Source organism: Streptomyces yongxingensis, from assembly GCF_055597465.1.
This window is the reverse complement of sequence record NZ_CM145717.1, coordinates 10,391,709-10,406,605: the sequence shown is the minus strand read 5'-3', so window position 1 is coordinate 10,406,605 and position 14,897 is coordinate 10,391,709. Positions and strand designations below refer to the sequence as shown.

The following is a 14,897-nucleotide window of genomic DNA, read 5'->3' as shown; positions in this document are numbered from 1 at the left end:
CGGTCTGGCTCAGACGCCGCACCCTGGAATTAGCCCCCGAGGGAACCCCCCTCACCCAGGAGGACCTCGAACGCATCGCGTCGATGGGCGCCTCGCGGGCCAGGACGGGGATGTCCGCCGCGTCCCGGCGGCGGGTCCTCGGTCTGCACACCAACCTCATGCTCCGGGAGATCCAGGAGGCGTCCGGCCCGGAGAACACCGATGAGCTGATGCGGGTCATGGTCTGGTTCACCACGCAGGGCACCCGCGGCATCGACGCCTACACCCGCGGCCATGCGGCGGAGCAGAAGCGCCGCCTGCCCTTCGTCGCCCGGGTGGGCGCCCTCACCACGGCCCTCCTCGCCGACGACACCCTGGCCCCGGGAGCCGCTGGCGCCGTCGGCATGAGCCTGGCCCCGTCGTACGAGGTGGTGGTCGTCCGCGTACCCGGCCGTCCCGCCCCGGCCGCCGCAGGGCGGGAGGGGGTCGTCGAAGCCCTCCTGACCCATCACCGAATGCCGATCGCCTGGCCCCGGGCGGAGGAGCTGGTGGCCCTGGTGCCCGCCGACCAGGACCACGCTCCTGATACGGCCCGGCCAGGCCGCGACCGGTCGGCGCTGGACCGGGCGCTCGCCTTCGTCCGCGACGCGGGCGAGGCGGTGGCGCGGCCCTGCGCGGTCGGCACCGGTACGGGCCGCGTGCGTGCGCTGGCCGATGCGTACGCCCGCGCCCGGCGCATCAGCCTGGCGGCTCCGCTCCAGCCCGTGCCCCGCCGCCTGCACACCCTGGCCGATGTCTTCGTCGAACTGGCCGTCGCCGAGGACCGCGACATCGACACCTGGCTGTCCGGCGTGGCCCGGACCCTCGCCCGGGGACCCGAGCTGCTCGCCACCCTGGAGACGTACTACGCCCACGACATGCACCGCAGGAACACCGCCGCCGCACTGAACATCCATCCGCGGACCCTGGACTACCGTCTCCAGCGGGTGCGCCGGCTCACCGAGCTCGACCCCGGATCCACGCGTGGCGTACGCATCCTGAGCACCGTGGTCGCCAGGGCCGCTTCCGGCGCCTGGACGGCATGAGCCCGGCGCGCTGAGGGGAGGTAGGCCGCCCGGGACTCCCCCGGCGGCCTACGAGGCGCCCCGACGCGCGTCCTCAGAGCTCGCAGTTGATCTCGACTTCGGCGTCACACCGGTCGATCCCCGGGCCGCCGTTGGCCACGTCGTAGCCGGGGCCGCCGATCAGCGTGTCGTTGCCGGAGTGGGACGCGTTGTCGGGGCTGTCGCCGAAGAGGTAGTCGTTGCCGGTGCCCCCCGTGATGTTGTCGTTGCCGTTCTGGCCGCTCACGCCGAAGTACGTCCCCACCGACACATTGGTCGGGTCGCTGGGGTTGAAGTTGTCCGAGCCGTCGCCGAGGCAGACCACGGCGGAGGTGCTGATCAGGTCGGAGAAGACCCAGTCGTCCCCCGAGAAGGCGTTGACGACGCTGCCCGGTGTGCCCCAGATGGCATTGGCGTTCTTGTCCCCCTCGATCGTGGCGGTGAGCGGGACGCCGGTCTTGGGGTCGGTGCAGGTGGTCGCCGTCGGCGCCTTCGCCGGGGTCGCCGCCTGAGCGGCCCCACCGGTGCTGAGGGCGGCACCGGTGAGGGCCGCGGTACAGGCCAGCAGCGCGGTGACGCGTCTGCTTCCGTGTCGGGTCATGCGGTGTTCCTCCTCGGAAGGGATGCGGAGTTGAGTGACGCCGCACAGCCTTCCGCCCGGCCACCCGGCACGTCTTCGTGAACCAGGGAGAAAACACCCGCCCGCCACGGGCGCGGGACTGTCAATCCGCGCAATCGGCCACGGGACCCACGAGGTGTCCGGCGGACCACGCGGCGGCGCCGCATGTCGATGCTCTCCCCTCCCCGCTATCAGGGGCTCCGCCCCTGGACCCGGGGTCAGGGGCGGATGCCCCCCCCACGCGGCGGAGCCGCATATCGACGCTGCGGGAACGGGCGGGGAGGGGAGCGGCGCGGGCGTCACGATCCGCCGGCCACCTCCTAGCCGGCCTTCTTGACGAACTCGGTGGTGTAGGTCTTCTTCAGATCCACCGTGGCGTTCTTCAGATTGGGGTTGAACGCCTTGAGGACGCGCTCGACGGTCGCCGGGCCGTCCGCCGGCATCACCCCGTCCTTGGTGAACATCGGCAGGGTGCTCTTGATGGCCTCCGCGTAGAGCTTGGCGCCGCCCTGCGCGTAGTCGCTCGGCATCTTGGCGGCGATGTCCTCGGCCGAGTGGGTGGACATCCACTTCAGGGTCTTCACGAAGGCGTTGGCCAGCTTCTGCACCGTGTCCTTGTGGCCGTTCACCCAGTCGGTGTTCATGTACAGCGAGGAGGAGGGGTACAGACCGCCGAGCGCCTGCTTGGAGCCCTCGGGTGTGCGCATGTCGATCAGGACCTTGCCGATCTTCTGCTCCACGATCTGGGCGACCGTCGGATCGGTGGTCATACCGCCCTGGATGGAGCCCTGCTTGAGGGCCGAGATGAAGGTCTGGCCGGCGCCGACCGCCACCGGGGTGAACTCGCTGGTCTTCACGCCGCTGTCGACCGCGAGGTACTTGGTCAGGAAGTCCGTGGAGGAGCCCAGACCGGTGACGCCGAGCTTCTTGCCCTTGAAGTCCTTGGGCGACTTCAGCTCGCCCGCCGCCTTGTTGGAGACCACCTCGACCTCACCGGGGGCCTGGGCGAGCTGGACGACGGACTCCACCTGCTTGCCCTTGACCTGGAGATCGAGGGTGTGGTCGTAGAAGCCGACGACACCCTGGACATCGCCCGCCACCAGCGAGGTGGTGGCCTGCACCCCGGCGGGCTCGGTGAGGAGTTGGACCTTGAGGCCCTCCGCCTTGAAGTAGCCGAGCCGCTGGGTGAGCATCGCGGGCATGTAGATGACCTTGTCCAGGCCACCCACCATGATCTTGACCTTGCCGTCCTCGCCACCGGAGGCGCTGGAGTCGCCGCCGCAGGCGGTGAGGGTGGTCAGAGCGAGCGCCGCGGCGACCGCGGCCGCGGAGAACTTGGCACTGCTGCGCATGAGGTCACGTCCTTGTGAGCGGTGATGTGCGGGGAGAAGGGAGGCGGGGGCTCAGTGGGAGCCGGGAAGAAGGAGACGGGGCTCAGCGGTCCTCGCCGGGCTGGGCGGGCTTCCAGCGGAAGAGCCGCTTCTCCAGGAAGGTCAGCAGCCCCTCGGCGAGCAGGGCCACCACGGCGAGGATCACCATGGCGGCGTACACACCGGCGGCGTTGAAGGTGCCCTGCGAGGAGGACACCAGCAGGCCGAGCCCCTTGGTGGCGCCGATGTACTCGCCGACGATGGCGCCGATGAGGGCGAAGCCGAAGCTGACATGGAGGCTGGTGAAGATCCATGAGGTGGCGGAGGGGATCACCACCTGGAGGGTGACCTGGCGGTTGCTCGCGCCGAGGATCCGGGAGTTGGCCACCAGGTTGCGGTCGACCTCCCGGGCGCCCTGGAAGGCGTTGAAGAAGACGGGGAAGAAGACCAGGACGACGGCCGAGGCGACCTTCGAGGCCGGACCGAGGCCGAACCAGATGAGGAAGATGGGCGCGAGGACGATCCGCGGCAGCGCGTTGAGCACCTTGATGTACGGGCCGAGCACATCGGCGAGGAAGGCGATCCGGCCGAACGCGATCCCCAGGACCACACCGGCCACGACGCCGATGCCCCAGCCCAGGAGCGCCTCGTAGAGCGTGTACCAGATCTGTTCCCACAGCGAGCCCTGCGCGGTGCCGTGCAGCGCCCACTGCTTGAGCTGCTCCCAGATCTTCGAGGGCATCGAGAAGTTGAAGGGGTCGATGACGGAGGCGCGGGCCAGCCACTCCCACAGCCCGATGACACCGAGGAGCACCAGGGCGCGGGTGCTCTGGACGAGGATGGCGCGGTTGCGGGCGGCGCGCGCCCGGGCCCTGGAGCGGTCCGTACCGGGTGTCTTGCCGACGGCGGGGGCGGCCGTGGCGGAGATGGTCTCAGGCATCGACGGCACCCCTCTCACGGGTGATGCGGACCTCTTCGCCGAGCGAGGACCAGATCTCCCGGTAGATCTCCACGAACCGCGGCTCCAGCCGCACCGACTCCACCTTGCGGGGCCGGGGCAGGTCGATCTCGAAGACCTCCTTGACGGTGGCCGGTCCGGCCGTCATCACCACGACCTTGTCGGCCAGGGCGATGGACTCCTCCAGGTCGTGGGTGACGAAGACGACGCACGCGCCCGTCCCCGCCCACAGCTCCAGGAGTTCGTCCGACATCAGCGCGCGGGTCTGTACGTCGAGCGCCGAGAACGGCTCGTCCATGAGCAGGATCTCGGGGTCGTTGACGAAGGTCGACGCGAGCGCCACGCGCTTGCGCTGCCCGCCCGAGAGCTGGTGCGGATAGCGGTCCTCGAAGGAGGAGAGACCGACCCGGGCCAGCCACTCACGGGCCCGCTCCTTCGCCTCCGCCTTGGGCACACCGCGGAAGCGCGGGCCGGCCATCACGTTCGACAGCACGCTGCGCCAGGGGAACACCGCGTCCTGCTGGAAGACGAAGCCGACGTTGGAGGCGATGCCGGAGACCGGTTCACCGGCCACCAGCACATCGCCCTCGGTGGGCTCCTCCAACCCGCTGACCAGCGTCAGTGTCGTGGACTTGCCGCAGCCGGTGGGCCCGACGACGGCGACGAACTCACCGTGCCCGACGGTCAGGTCCAGGTCCCTGACCGCGGTGTGGAGGGCCCCGGACGGAGTCCGGAACGCCTTGCTCGTTCCCCGCAGCTCGATGGCGGGGCTGGTGTGGCTGCTCATGGCCGGGAGGGTAGGAGTGACCCGCGCCACAGCGGCAGTCTTGTGAGCACAACGCGCCCTTGCGCTCACAAACCGCGTTCTGCTCGTTTTGCTCGCGCCCGCGCAACGAAAACGCTACGGAGACTGGGCATACGCCCCGGGCGCCTTTACCGTGCCTTCACAGCACCATAAACGGACGAAGTACTACCGCTCGCGTACGGGACCACACGGGACCTCGAGACGGGAGACAGGGGGCCCATCATGCGTATCCGAGGGCCCCGGCGTGTCTCCGGTCAGGTGCTCGCCGCGCAGCTGTCCATCACCGCCGGGGTGATGGTGCTGGCGACCGCGCTGTTCCTGGCCCCGCTGAGCTCCGAGATCGACAACCAGGCGATGCACCAGGCGCTCGCCATCGCCCAGACCACCGCCGCCGATCCGGACATCGCCCGGGACCTCGCCGCCACGAAGCCCACCCCGTCGGGTCCGGTGCAGCGGGCGGCCGAGCGGATCCGCCGGTCCACCGGGGCGCTGTACATCGTGGTGATGGACTCCCGTGGGGTGCGCTGGTCGCACACCACCACCGCCCGGATCGGCGAGCACGTCTCCACCGATCCGCGCGAGGCGCTCTCCGGCCGGGAGGTCCTGCAGATCGACGTGGGGACGCTCGGCCGCTCGGCCCGCGCCAAGGTGCCGCTGCGGGCCAGGGACGGACGGATCATCGGGGCGGTGTCGGTGGGCATCGGCTACGGCAGCGTGCGCGACCAGCTTCTGGCGGCGGTGCCCCGGCTCTTGCTGTACGCGGGGGCGGCGCTCGCGGTGGGTGTCCTCGCGGCGATCGCCGTCTCACGCCAACTGCGCCGCCGCACCCACGGTGTGGCGTTCGCGGACATCTCGGCGCTGCTCGACGAGCGGGAGGCGATGCTGCACGGCATCCGCGAAGGGGTGGTGGCCTTCGACCGGCAGGGCCGGATCCGCCTGGTCAACGACGAGGCGGGACGGCTGCTGGGGATCCACCCGGACGCCACCGGACGCACTCTGGAGGAGTCACTGCCGCCGGGCCGTACCACCGATGTGCTGGCGGGGCGGGTGGACGGGGCGGATCTGCTGACCGTCAGCGGCGGCCGGGTGCTGGTGGCCAACCGCATGCCGACCAAGGACGGCGGGGCGGTGGCGACGCTGCGCGACCGCACCGAGCTGGAGTTGCTGGGCCGCGAGCTGGACAGCACCCGCGGGCTGCTGGACGCGCTGCGCGCCCAGGACCACGAACACGCCAACCGGCTGCACACCCTGCTGGGGCTGCTGGAGCTCGGACTGCACGAGCGGGCGGCACAGTTCGTGGCCGAGCTGACCAACGCCCGGCGCGCCTCGGCCGAGCAGATCTCCGAACGGGTGCACGATCCGATGCTGTCGGCGCTGCTGGTCGGCAAGTCGGCCATCGTGGCCGAGCGCGGGGTCGCCCTGCGCATCTCCCCCGCGACGCTGCTGCCGGGTCGGGTGGTCGATCCGCGCGATCTGGTGACCGTGCTCGGCAACCTCATCGACAACGCGCTGGACGCGGTGGCCGGACACCCCTCGCCCACCCCGTCCATCGAGGTCGAGCTGAGGGCCGAGGGCACGACCGCCGTGCTGCGGGTGAGCGACACCGGTCCGGGGGTGCCGCCGGGGATGCGCGAACAGATCTTCACCGAGGGCTGGTCCACCAAACGGCCCGCCCATCCAGGCTCCCCGGACGGCCCCGATGCCCACGACGGGTCCGCCGCGGTGTCGCCGCGCGGCCGGGGCATCGGACTGGCCCTGGTACGGCGGCTGGCCGAGCGGTACGGAGGAATGGCCCGGGTCACCGCCCGGGCGGGTGGCGGGGCGGTGTTCACCGTCGTCCTGCCCGAGGCCCTCACCGGGGACGACACACCCACTCATGAGTTCACCGCAGCAGGAGAGTCACGATGATCGACGTTCTTGTCGTGGACGACGACTTCCACGTCGCCGAGATCAACGCTGCGTATGTGGCCCAGGTGCCCGGCTACCGGGTCACCGCCCGCGCCCATACCGCCGCCCAGGCCCTCGCGACCCTCGAACGCACTCAGGTCGACCTCGTCCTGCTCGACCACTACCTGCCGGACGAGACCGGGCTGACACTGGTGCGGCGGATGCGCCAGCTCGGCCACCACGCCGACGTCATCATGGTGACGGCGGCGTGTGATGTGGCCACCGTGCAGGCCGCCATGCGCCATGGCGCACTCCAGTACCTGGTCAAGCCGTTCAGCTTCGCCGGACTGCGGGCCAAGCTGGACGGCTACGCGGCGCTGCGCCGCACCCTCGAGGGCGTCGGCGGGCGCGGCGAGACCGGCCAGGAGAGGGTGGACCGGATCTTCGGCGCCTTCGCGGCCGCCGACACCTCCGGCCCGGCCCTCCCCAAGGGCCACTCCGCGCCCACCGTCGACCTCATACGCCGGGTCCTGGACCAGGCCGACCACCCGCTCTCCGCCCATGAAGTGGCGGAGCGCACCGGCATCAGCCGCTCCACGGCCCAGCGCTATCTGAAGTACCTCGAGCATGCGGGCCGTATCAGCCTCACGCTCAAGTACGGGGACACCGGACGTCCCGAACACCGCTACGCATGGGTGGCGGTGAACTGACGGCACCCTCAGCTGGTGGCCGTGGCCTCGTACAGGCCACGGCCGGAGCGCTGGGCCCGGTCCGAGGAGCGCAGCCGCTCGAGCGTGTTGCGCACCGAGTTCACATTGGTGCGGGACTCCTCGCGGCCCAGGGCCTCGTTGACCTCGGAGGCCCGCATGGGGCGGCCGGCCTTGCGCAGCGCGGTCAGCACGCTGTCGGCGAGCCCGGTGGAGCGCTCGGAGGTGGTGGCCGTCTCCTTGGTGGCCTTCTCCGCCGGCTTCTCCGCGGCCTTGGCAGACTTGGCGGTCTTGGCCGTGGCCTTGGTGGCCTTCACCGTGGCCTTGGCGGACTTGGGGGCCTTCGCCGCGGCCTTCGTGGCGGTCTTCTTGGCGGCGGTCTTCTTGGCCGTCGCCTTGGTGGCCCGTCCGGTGGCCGGCGCCTTGCCCGCCTTGCCGCCACTGCGCTGACGGCCGATGGCTGCCTTGCGGGTGGCGGCGGAGGTACGGCCGGTGGCGGCCGTGTCCTCGGCGGACTCCGGCTCGGCGGCCTCGGCCGTGGCCTCGGTGGCCGACTCCGCGGCCGGCTGGGCCTCGGTGGCCTGGGCCGCGGGCTCCGCCACCGTGGCTCCGTTGCCGCCCTGCTCGGGCACCGCGGAGGTGGAGAGCGCCTGAAGGCTGCTCAGGGCGGTGCTGACCGCCTCCAGCCGCTTGGTGACGGCCTCCAAATCACCCTTGAGTGTCTCCTGTTGCTTCTGCAGCTGAGGGAGTTCGGCCTCCAGTACCTCGATGGTGGAACCGACACTGCTGTCCGCGCTCAACGCGTTCACTTCACTTCGTCCCCTTTCTGGGCGTCTGCGCCCATCGCAGCAGCGATTATGCCTGCTGTCAGTGGTGTGCGGTGCCCTGTGTGCCACTACGCAAAACAACCACACATGTCTCAGCACCCCATGAGAGGCCAACTTTCGGTGAAAACACACGCCTGTGACAACACGCCCGCACAGCCGATGTCATCCGGAAGGGTGGCGCCGCAAACGCGGTGACGACGTGTCAGGCCCCCGTTTCCGGGGTGCCATCACACGAGTGGTAGAAACACCGTACCTGTCCGAGGAAACCGAGGTAGTCGAGGTAGTCCCATGAAGTTGCGCTGCGCCGTGCTCGACGACTATCAGGACGTGGCGCTGTCGGCGGCCGACTGGTCGGGGGTGCTCGACGCGGTGGACGTGGTGCCGGTCCACGAGCACATCGCCGGTGAGGACGCGGTGGCCGAGGCGATCGGGGACTGCGAGATCGTGGTCATCATGCGGGAGCGCACTCCCTTTCCCGCATCGCTGTATCCCCGGCTGCCACGGCTGAAGCTGCTGGTCACCACGGGGATGCGCAATGCGTCGGTGGACCTGGAGGCCGCCACCCACCACGGCGTCACCGTGTGCGGCACGGGCAGCAGCTCGCAACCACCCGCCGAGCTCACCTGGGCGCTGATCCTGGGGCTCGCCCGCCATGTGGTGCCGGAGAGCACGGCGCTGCGGGACGGCGGGCCGTGGCAGAGCACCGTCGGCACCGATCTGCACGGCCGCCGTCTGGGGTTGCTGGGCCTTGGCCGGATCGGCGTCCAGGTGGCGCGGGTCGGCCGGGCCTTCGGCATGGAGGTGGCCGCCTGGAGCGAGAACCTGACGGCCGAGCGCGCCGAGGCGGAAGGGGTCCGGGCGGCCGGCTCCAAGGAGGAACTGCTGGAGACCAGCGACATCGTCTCGGTGCATCTGGTGCTCGGCGACCGCACCCGGGGGCTGCTGGGCGCGCGGGAGCTGAGGCGGATGCGTCCCACGGCGCTCCTGGTGAACACCTCCCGCGCCGCGATCGTGGACCAGGCTGCACTCGCGCAGGCGCTGCGGGAGGGCTGGATCGCGGGCGCGGGGGTCGATGTGTTCGAGCGGGAGCCGCTGCCGCCGGACGATCCGTTCCGTACGCTGCCCAATCTGCTGGCCACCCCGCATCTCGGCTATGTCACCCGGGGCAACTACGAGCGGTTCTACCGGGATGTGGTGGAGGACATCCGCGGCTATCTGGCCGGCGAGCCGATCCGCCGGCTGAACCCGCCCGCACCGGCCGGCTGACCGCCCCGGAGCCGCGTCACCGGGCGGGACCGATCGCGAGGAGCGTCAAGGGGCATCGCGCCAGGGCGAGTTGAAAGGCGATCAGTGGCCGTCCGGCCTGGTTCGCACGTCCCGCACCGGGCCACCGGTCGGCGGCGGCCGGGGCTGAAAGCGATGCATGCCCTCCCCCCGGTGGACACTATTCCGTTTCGCCTCCGTCATACCGGACAGGCTGCCTGGCACGGACAACCCATCGGCCCGCACAACAGACCGGTGCCCGGTCCACCGACCCGGCACCGCGGACGGAGGGAACGTGGCTCACAGCACATCCGGAAAGCCGACGACCGACGGGGCATCGGCCGGGCAGGACGCCCTACGGCACGGCGACGGCGGCGGAGGATCGGGGACCCCGCCACCGAGCCGGCGCGGCATGCTCTCGGTGGCCGCGGCGGCCGGGCTCGGCCTGCTCGCCGGCTGCGGCGAGGAGTCGGCCGGCTCCGCCTCCGGAGCGGGCCCGCAGGGGTCCACGAAGGCGGAGCGCTCCCCGTCCGCCAGCCCGTCCAAGCACTCCCCCTCCCCCACCCCGAAACCGCGGCCCGAGCTGCCGCGGGGCGGCCGGGAGCTGTCCCGCTACCGGCTGGTGGGCTACTGCGGGCTGCCCGGGGCCGCCGCGCTCGGCCGGCTCGGGGTCGGGGACCTCGACGACCAGGTGCGCCAGATCGAGAAGACCGCCCGCGCCTACGCCGCGGACCGTGAACCGCAGCCGGTGCTCGAACTCCTCGCGACCGTCGCCAACAGCACCGCGGGCCCCGACGGCACCTACCGCTCACGCACCTCCCCCGACACGATCCGCCGCTTCCACGACGCGGCCAAGCGCCACCGTGCCCTGCTGCTGCTGAACATCCAGCCGGGCCGGGCCCCGGTCCTCGGCGAGGTCAAGGCGCTGCGCGAATGGCTGGTCCATCCCGATGTCGGCATAGCCCTGGACCCGGAGTGGGAGATGGGTCCGGGCGAGGTGCCGGGGGACACCTACGGCCACACCAGCGGTCAGGAGCTCACCGATGTGGCCCGCTATCTCTCCGGGATCGTGGACGAACACGATCTGCCGCAGAAGCCGCTCGTCTTCCACCAGGTGGCCGTGTCCGTCGTCCGCGACCAGTCCGGCCTGCGCCCGCAGCCCGGTGTGCTGCTCATCAAGAGCGCGGACGGCATAGGATCGCCGGGGATGAAGCGGGACACCTGGCGGCGGCTGGTCAAGAACCGGCCCGAGGGCCTGCGCACCGGCTTCAAGCTCTTCTACGAGGAGGACACCGAGGGGAGCCGGCTGATGACCCCGGAGGAGGTGCTGGCCCTGCGGCCACGCCCGGACTACGTCATGTTCGAGTGACCGCGACGGCCCGCGCCACGCATTCGGCGGCCCGCGTCACGCACGCGGCCGCCCCCGGGCGGAAGGCGGCCGGGGGCGGCTGAGGAAGGAGCGCTCAGGGGCGTGGCGCCGTCTGCACGGCGAGGGGTTCCTGGGTGGCGACGTCGCCGGGGCCACGGCGGGTGAAGCGCATGGCCACACAGGCCCCCGCGTACAGCACGGCCACCACCAGCAGCAGCGCCTGATAGCCCGTGAGCAGGGCCAGGTACTCCAGGGTGCCGCCGAACAGGGAGCCCAGCAGGTTGGCGCCGAACGCCGCCGTGGGGTCGGCGGCCGCCGCCAGCCGGTCGGAGAAGATGAGGTTGGCGCAGAAGATGGGGGCGAAGGCCAGCGCGATGGCGGCGGCCAGCCGGGGGGCGAAGGGCAGCCCCAGCACCGCATGGGACGGGATCAGCCAGGCGATCGCGAGGCTGGAGAACAGCATCAGTTGCAGCACCAGCTGATTGACCCGGCGCAGCCTGCGCCGGACCTCCACCGCGCACAGCACGGCGAGCAGCACCCCCGCGAAGACCATCGCGTTGACCAGCCAGGTGGTGCCGAAGTAGAGGGCGAACCCGATCACGTTCTTGGTCTCCAGCAGCATGAACGCCGCGCCGAGCAGGAACATGTCCACATAGCGGGCGGTGCGCCTCAGCCGGACCCCGGTCAGCCGTACCGACACCAGCGTCACCAGCAGGATCGCGCCCAGGACTCCGATGTAGAGGGTGGGAATGGTGCGGTGCAGCAGATACGGGAAGGGGTGGTCGTCACTGGCGGCCGAGGGCACCGGGCCGGAGGGGCGCCATGCGGAGGCGGTGCAGGACTGGTCGCCGGAGGTGACACCGGCCACCAGGACGGCCGCCTTCTTGCCCCCGTAGTGGGTGATGCAGGGGGCGTGTCCGAAGACGGAGGTGAGCGTGGAGCCGAACCGGTCGATCAGCCAGTTCTGCCGGTAGTAGTTGTACATGGCGAACGCGCCGCCGGGGGCGAGGTGGCGGTGTGCCGCCTCGAACGCCTGTCGGGTGAACAGATAGCTCTCCAGGCGCAGGTTGCTGGCGCCCGACACCAGGGTCAGGGAGTCCGGCAGGGCGAGGACGACCAGGTCGTAGCGGGTCTTGGTGCGCTCGAGGAAGGCCCGGCCGTCGTTGATGTGCACGTGCACCCGGGGGTTGTCGTAGGGCCGGGCCGGGTGCAGTGACGCGCCGATCTCCTGCAGCCGGGGGTCGATCTCCACGGCGTCCACCCGCTGGGCACCGTGGGCGAGCGCCATCGCCACGTCGTTGCCGTTGCCCGCCCCGATGACCAGCACCCGGCGGTGGGAGTTCCGCGGGGTCTCGCGGTAGGGCCGCTCGTACGGGGAGTCGGGACGTCTGAGCACCTTCAGCGGGGCGATGGACTGGTGCGGCACGCCATTGGCGGAGATCTTGTAGTCCCGGCTGCCGGAGGTCGGCCTGGTGACCTCGATCTTGTAGTACGGGGACCAGGAGATGCCGCTGGCCGCCGTCTCCAGCGCCAGGATGGCCACCATCAGCACGAGCGGCACCGAGTACCGGATGGTGTTGCGGCGGCCGCCGAGGGTCAGCAGCGCCGCCGCGGCGATCACACCCCACACCACCGACGGTGCGCGCAGCCACGACAGCAGCGCGAAGGACACCGAGCCGGTGAGGGAGCCCAGCAGGTCGAAGCGGTACGCCTCCAGCGAGGGCAGCCGACGGAACTGATCGGCCGTCATCTTTCCGATGGCCATCATGATCAGCGCGGTCAGCCCGAAGAGCACCGGCAGGGTCACCCACTGGGGCAGACCGGTGGTCTTCACGGCGGTGAAGTAGATGATCTCGCCGCTGGTCTGCCGCACCTGCACGGGGAACTCGCGCACCAGGACGACGAGGACGGCGAGCGGGACGGGCGTCCAGCGGGTCAGCCACTGCCCACGGCCGGCGGGCAGCAGGAATCCCAGGCCGATCCCGAGGAACGAGCCCAAGAGGATGAAGTTCGAGAAATAGCTCAGATGGACGATATTGGCGCCGGTCCACCGGATCAGCGCCAGCTCGACGAAGAGCATGGTGGCGCTGGCCAGCAGCAGCCTCGCGCGCACGTTTTGCGGTCCTGGGCTGTGCTCCATGTCGGCCACGCTGTCATCCGGGGCGGGGCAGGTCGAGCACCCGCACGGCCCGTGCCGTCGGCCGGATGGCGGGAGCCCGGCGCATCGGAAAGTGGCTCCGGCCGCTCGCCTTCCGTCCGTGCGATGCTCCGCCACCGCACCCCTGCCGTCGCCGTCGGTGCAGGTCAGCGGCGTGGCTCGGGGTGCGGTGCAACGGCCGTGCGGGGTGGGGTGGTCACACCGCGGCACGTGCCCCGGGCCCGCTCCCCCGGCCACCGCCGTACGGCGTTCGGGTCATGGCCCGGCCGGTGTCCGTCACCTGCCCGGGCCAACGGCGGACGGCCGCGCGGAGGAGGCGGACGCGGATGGCGGAGCGGGGTGGCGCCGTGTGCGCCTGGCGAGAACCACCGCAGCGGCCACGGTGCCGGCGAGCACGCCCCAGGAGACGATGTCGCCCGTGCGGGAGTACGGGGTGCGCGAGCCGTCGATGGGAACGTCGGCGTACCAGATCCCCGCGTCGGTGGTGGTGTCCTGCGTGGACAGCAGCCGTCCGGTGGCGTCGTAGGCGCTGGACTGGCCGTTGAAGTCCTGCCGGACCAGCGCGTAGCCGTTCTCGATCGCGCGCAGCCCGGCCATGGCGGTGTGGGTACGCCCCATCTCGGGCCAGTCCCCGCCGGGGACGAAGACGATGTCGGCGTCGATGTGATTGCCCGCCGGGAAGTCGGCGTCGTAGCAAATGACGTTCGCCAGCCGTCCGTACGGGGTGTCGACGACGGGCACCTGGCCGTCGCCGGGTGTGTAGATCTCGAGCCCGGGGATGGGACGGGCCTTTTCGTAGTCCCACAGCTTCCTGCCGTCGGGGCCGAAGAGATGGGTCTCGTCCCTGCCGTGGGGCGCGTCCGGCAGATAGGTCAGGTCGGCCACCAGGAGATAGACGTTGTTGGCGTCCGCTGTCGCCGATGCCCGCCGCAGGAACGCGCGGTGGTCCTCGTCGGCCACCCGCGCGGCGTTCTCCGACCAGACGACGATCCGCGCACCGGCCGCGGCCGCCCGGGCGGTCTGGCGGAAGAGGTCGTCCAGGAGCGGTCGCATGGCCCGGCGCACATCGGCCCGGTCGACGCGGCGCGGGTCGGTGACGGCGAGCCGGGAGGCGCCGTGCACCGCCGTCTCGGCGTCGATGGCCGCGGGGCTCGGATTGATGCCGGCCACTTTGACGGTGTCGCCGCCCGTGTTCGTCGACATCGTGCGGAGCTGTCCGCCGACGACGATCAGCGCGACGGCCGTGGCGTAGGCGGCGGCCCAGCGCGGCGCGGGCCGGTGCGGCCCGCGCTCCCAGACCAGATTGCCGACCGTCGCCCCCGCCCCGATGACGAACGCGATGACGTACGGCCCGGTCAGCGCGGTGATCTGCAGGAGCGCGGTGCTCGGGTGCTGGGACGCGGCCCGCATGCCGTAGGCGGTGCCGAACGGGCCGTACGTGCCGAGGAGGAATTCCACGGACATGGCTGCGGCGGGGAACAGCAGCACCCTGCCGAGGGCGCCGGCGCGCGGGCCGAGCAGCCGGTCGACCACATACGGCAGACCGTAGGCCACTCCGAAGGCCACATCGCCCAGGAAGGTGAGCCAGGTGATGGGCACGGCGAGTTCGGCCATCCACACCGCGGCCGACGCCACCGTCACGGCGAACACCGCGGGCAGGGCCACGAGCGGGCGGGTGTGGCGCAGGAAGCGGAGGAGGAGCAGCGGCGCCACCCATGCGGCCAGGGGCACGTCGAACCGGCCGCCGACGGACAGCAAGGACGCCGCGGCGCCGCCCCACAGGCACAGCCAGGCGCGTTGAGCGGGCGGGACGAGTCGTTCGGTCATCGGGCGCTCCTGTGGGCAGGCCGCG

The 14,897-nt window shown here is 71.4% G+C and carries 12 protein-coding genes; 5 read left to right on the top strand and 7 right to left on the bottom strand.

Translation table 11 applies throughout. From position 1 onward, the window contains the following. The first annotated feature begins 110 nt into the window (after nucleotides 1–110). On the top strand, nucleotides 111–1,064 hold the full coding sequence (locus tag ACZ6TD_RS43970; protein WP_471347285.1) for a PucR family transcriptional regulator: 954 nt from the start codon (nucleotides 111–113) through the stop codon (nucleotides 1,062–1,064). Nucleotides 1,065–1,137: 73 nt separating this feature from the next. On the opposite strand, the gene ACZ6TD_RS43965 is transcribed toward ACZ6TD_RS43970, so the two are convergent. The 4 genes from ACZ6TD_RS43965 to ACZ6TD_RS43950 all read right to left on the bottom strand — a co-directional run bounded on the left by ACZ6TD_RS43965 (nucleotide 1,138) and on the right by ACZ6TD_RS43950 (nucleotide 4,816). Next, nucleotides 1,138–1,683 (bottom strand): hypothetical protein, encoded by a 546-nt coding sequence (locus ACZ6TD_RS43965; protein ID WP_471347284.1) that lies wholly within the window; start codon nucleotides 1,681–1,683, stop codon nucleotides 1,138–1,140. A 338-nt stretch (nucleotides 1,684–2,021) separates the two neighbouring features. Further along, nucleotides 2,022–3,053 carry an ABC transporter substrate-binding protein gene (locus tag ACZ6TD_RS43960; protein ID WP_471347282.1) on the bottom strand — a complete coding sequence of 344 codons (1,032 nt, stop codon included), beginning with the start codon at nucleotides 3,051–3,053 and terminating at the stop codon, nucleotides 2,022–2,024. A gap of 82 nt (nucleotides 3,054–3,135) precedes the next feature. Next, a complete protein-coding gene (locus ACZ6TD_RS43955) occupies nucleotides 3,136–4,011 on the bottom strand; it encodes an ABC transporter permease (protein ID WP_471347281.1) in 876 nt (291 codons plus the stop codon). Next, the gene (locus tag ACZ6TD_RS43950) at nucleotides 4,004–4,816 is read right to left on the bottom strand and encodes an ABC transporter ATP-binding protein (RefSeq protein WP_471347279.1); all 813 of its coding nucleotides are present in this window, start codon (nucleotides 4,814–4,816) and stop codon (nucleotides 4,004–4,006) included. The genes ACZ6TD_RS43955 and ACZ6TD_RS43950 overlap by 8 nt, the downstream gene beginning before the upstream one ends. A 240-nt stretch (nucleotides 4,817–5,056) precedes the next feature. Here ACZ6TD_RS43950 and ACZ6TD_RS43945 point away from each other — a divergent pair, with 240 nt between their 5' ends. Both ACZ6TD_RS43945 and ACZ6TD_RS43940 read left to right on the top strand, forming a co-directional pair. Next, the gene (locus tag ACZ6TD_RS43945; RefSeq protein ID WP_471347277.1) at nucleotides 5,057–6,742 is read left to right on the top strand and encodes a sensor histidine kinase; all 1,686 of its coding nucleotides are present in this window, start codon (nucleotides 5,057–5,059) and stop codon (nucleotides 6,740–6,742) included. Beyond that, nucleotides 6,739–7,431, top strand: coding sequence for a response regulator (locus ACZ6TD_RS43940; RefSeq protein WP_471347276.1), 693 nt, complete (start codon nucleotides 6,739–6,741; stop codon nucleotides 7,429–7,431). Before ACZ6TD_RS43945 ends, ACZ6TD_RS43940 begins: the two co-directional genes overlap by 4 nt. Nucleotides 7,432–7,439: 8 nt before the next feature. On the opposite strand, the gene ACZ6TD_RS43935 is transcribed toward ACZ6TD_RS43940, so the two are convergent. Further along, a complete protein-coding gene (locus ACZ6TD_RS43935) occupies nucleotides 7,440–8,237 on the bottom strand; it encodes a prephenate dehydrogenase (protein WP_471347274.1) in 798 nt (265 codons plus the stop codon). A 306-nt stretch (nucleotides 8,238–8,543) separates the two neighbouring features. On the opposite strand from ACZ6TD_RS43935, the gene ACZ6TD_RS43930 reads away from it, so the two are divergent. Both ACZ6TD_RS43930 and ACZ6TD_RS43925 read left to right on the top strand, forming a co-directional pair. Further along, nucleotides 8,544–9,521, top strand: coding sequence for a D-2-hydroxyacid dehydrogenase family protein (locus tag ACZ6TD_RS43930; protein WP_471347272.1), 978 nt, complete (start codon nucleotides 8,544–8,546; stop codon nucleotides 9,519–9,521). A gap of 409 nt (nucleotides 9,522–9,930) precedes the next feature. Then, complete coding sequence (locus tag ACZ6TD_RS43925) at nucleotides 9,931–10,887, top strand: hypothetical protein (protein WP_471347270.1); 957 nt, start codon at nucleotides 9,931–9,933, stop codon at nucleotides 10,885–10,887. A 94-nt stretch (nucleotides 10,888–10,981) separates the two neighbouring features. Here ACZ6TD_RS43925 and ACZ6TD_RS43920 read toward each other — a convergent pair whose 3' ends face one another. Further along, nucleotides 10,982–13,000 carry a spermine/spermidine synthase domain-containing protein gene (locus ACZ6TD_RS43920; RefSeq protein ID WP_471347269.1) on the bottom strand — a complete coding sequence of 673 codons (2,019 nt, stop codon included), beginning with the start codon at nucleotides 12,998–13,000 and terminating at the stop codon, nucleotides 10,982–10,984. 321 nt (nucleotides 13,001–13,321) lie between these two features. Continuing rightward, nucleotides 13,322–14,872, bottom strand: coding sequence for a nitrilase-related carbon-nitrogen hydrolase (locus ACZ6TD_RS43915; RefSeq protein WP_471347267.1), 1,551 nt, complete (start codon nucleotides 14,870–14,872; stop codon nucleotides 13,322–13,324). Nucleotides 14,873–14,897 lie beyond the last annotated feature (25 nt).

Coding starts and splice junctions, on each gene's coding strand:
- ACZ6TD_RS43960 (WP_471347282.1), bottom strand. CDS start 3,053: ATGCGCAGCAGTGCCAAGTTCTCCGCGGCCGCGGTCGCCGCGGCGCTC.
- ACZ6TD_RS43915 (WP_471347267.1), bottom strand. CDS start 14,872: ATGACCGAACGACTCGTCCCGCCCGCTCAACGCGCCTGGCTGTGCCTG.
- ACZ6TD_RS43970 (WP_471347285.1), top strand. CDS start 111: ATGTCCGCCGCGTCCCGGCGGCGGGTCCTCGGTCTGCACACCAACCTC.
- ACZ6TD_RS43955 (WP_471347281.1), bottom strand. CDS start 4,011: ATGCCTGAGACCATCTCCGCCACGGCCGCCCCCGCCGTCGGCAAGACA.
- ACZ6TD_RS43940 (WP_471347276.1), top strand. CDS start 6,739: ATGATCGACGTTCTTGTCGTGGACGACGACTTCCACGTCGCCGAGATC.
- ACZ6TD_RS43950 (WP_471347279.1), bottom strand. CDS start 4,816: ATGAGCAGCCACACCAGCCCCGCCATCGAGCTGCGGGGAACGAGCAAG.
- ACZ6TD_RS43965 (WP_471347284.1), bottom strand. CDS start 1,683: ATGACCCGACACGGAAGCAGACGCGTCACCGCGCTGCTGGCCTGTACC.
- ACZ6TD_RS43945 (WP_471347277.1), top strand. CDS start 5,057: ATGCGTATCCGAGGGCCCCGGCGTGTCTCCGGTCAGGTGCTCGCCGCG.
- ACZ6TD_RS43930 (WP_471347272.1), top strand. CDS start 8,544: ATGAAGTTGCGCTGCGCCGTGCTCGACGACTATCAGGACGTGGCGCTG.
- ACZ6TD_RS43925 (WP_471347270.1), top strand. CDS start 9,931: ATGCTCTCGGTGGCCGCGGCGGCCGGGCTCGGCCTGCTCGCCGGCTGC.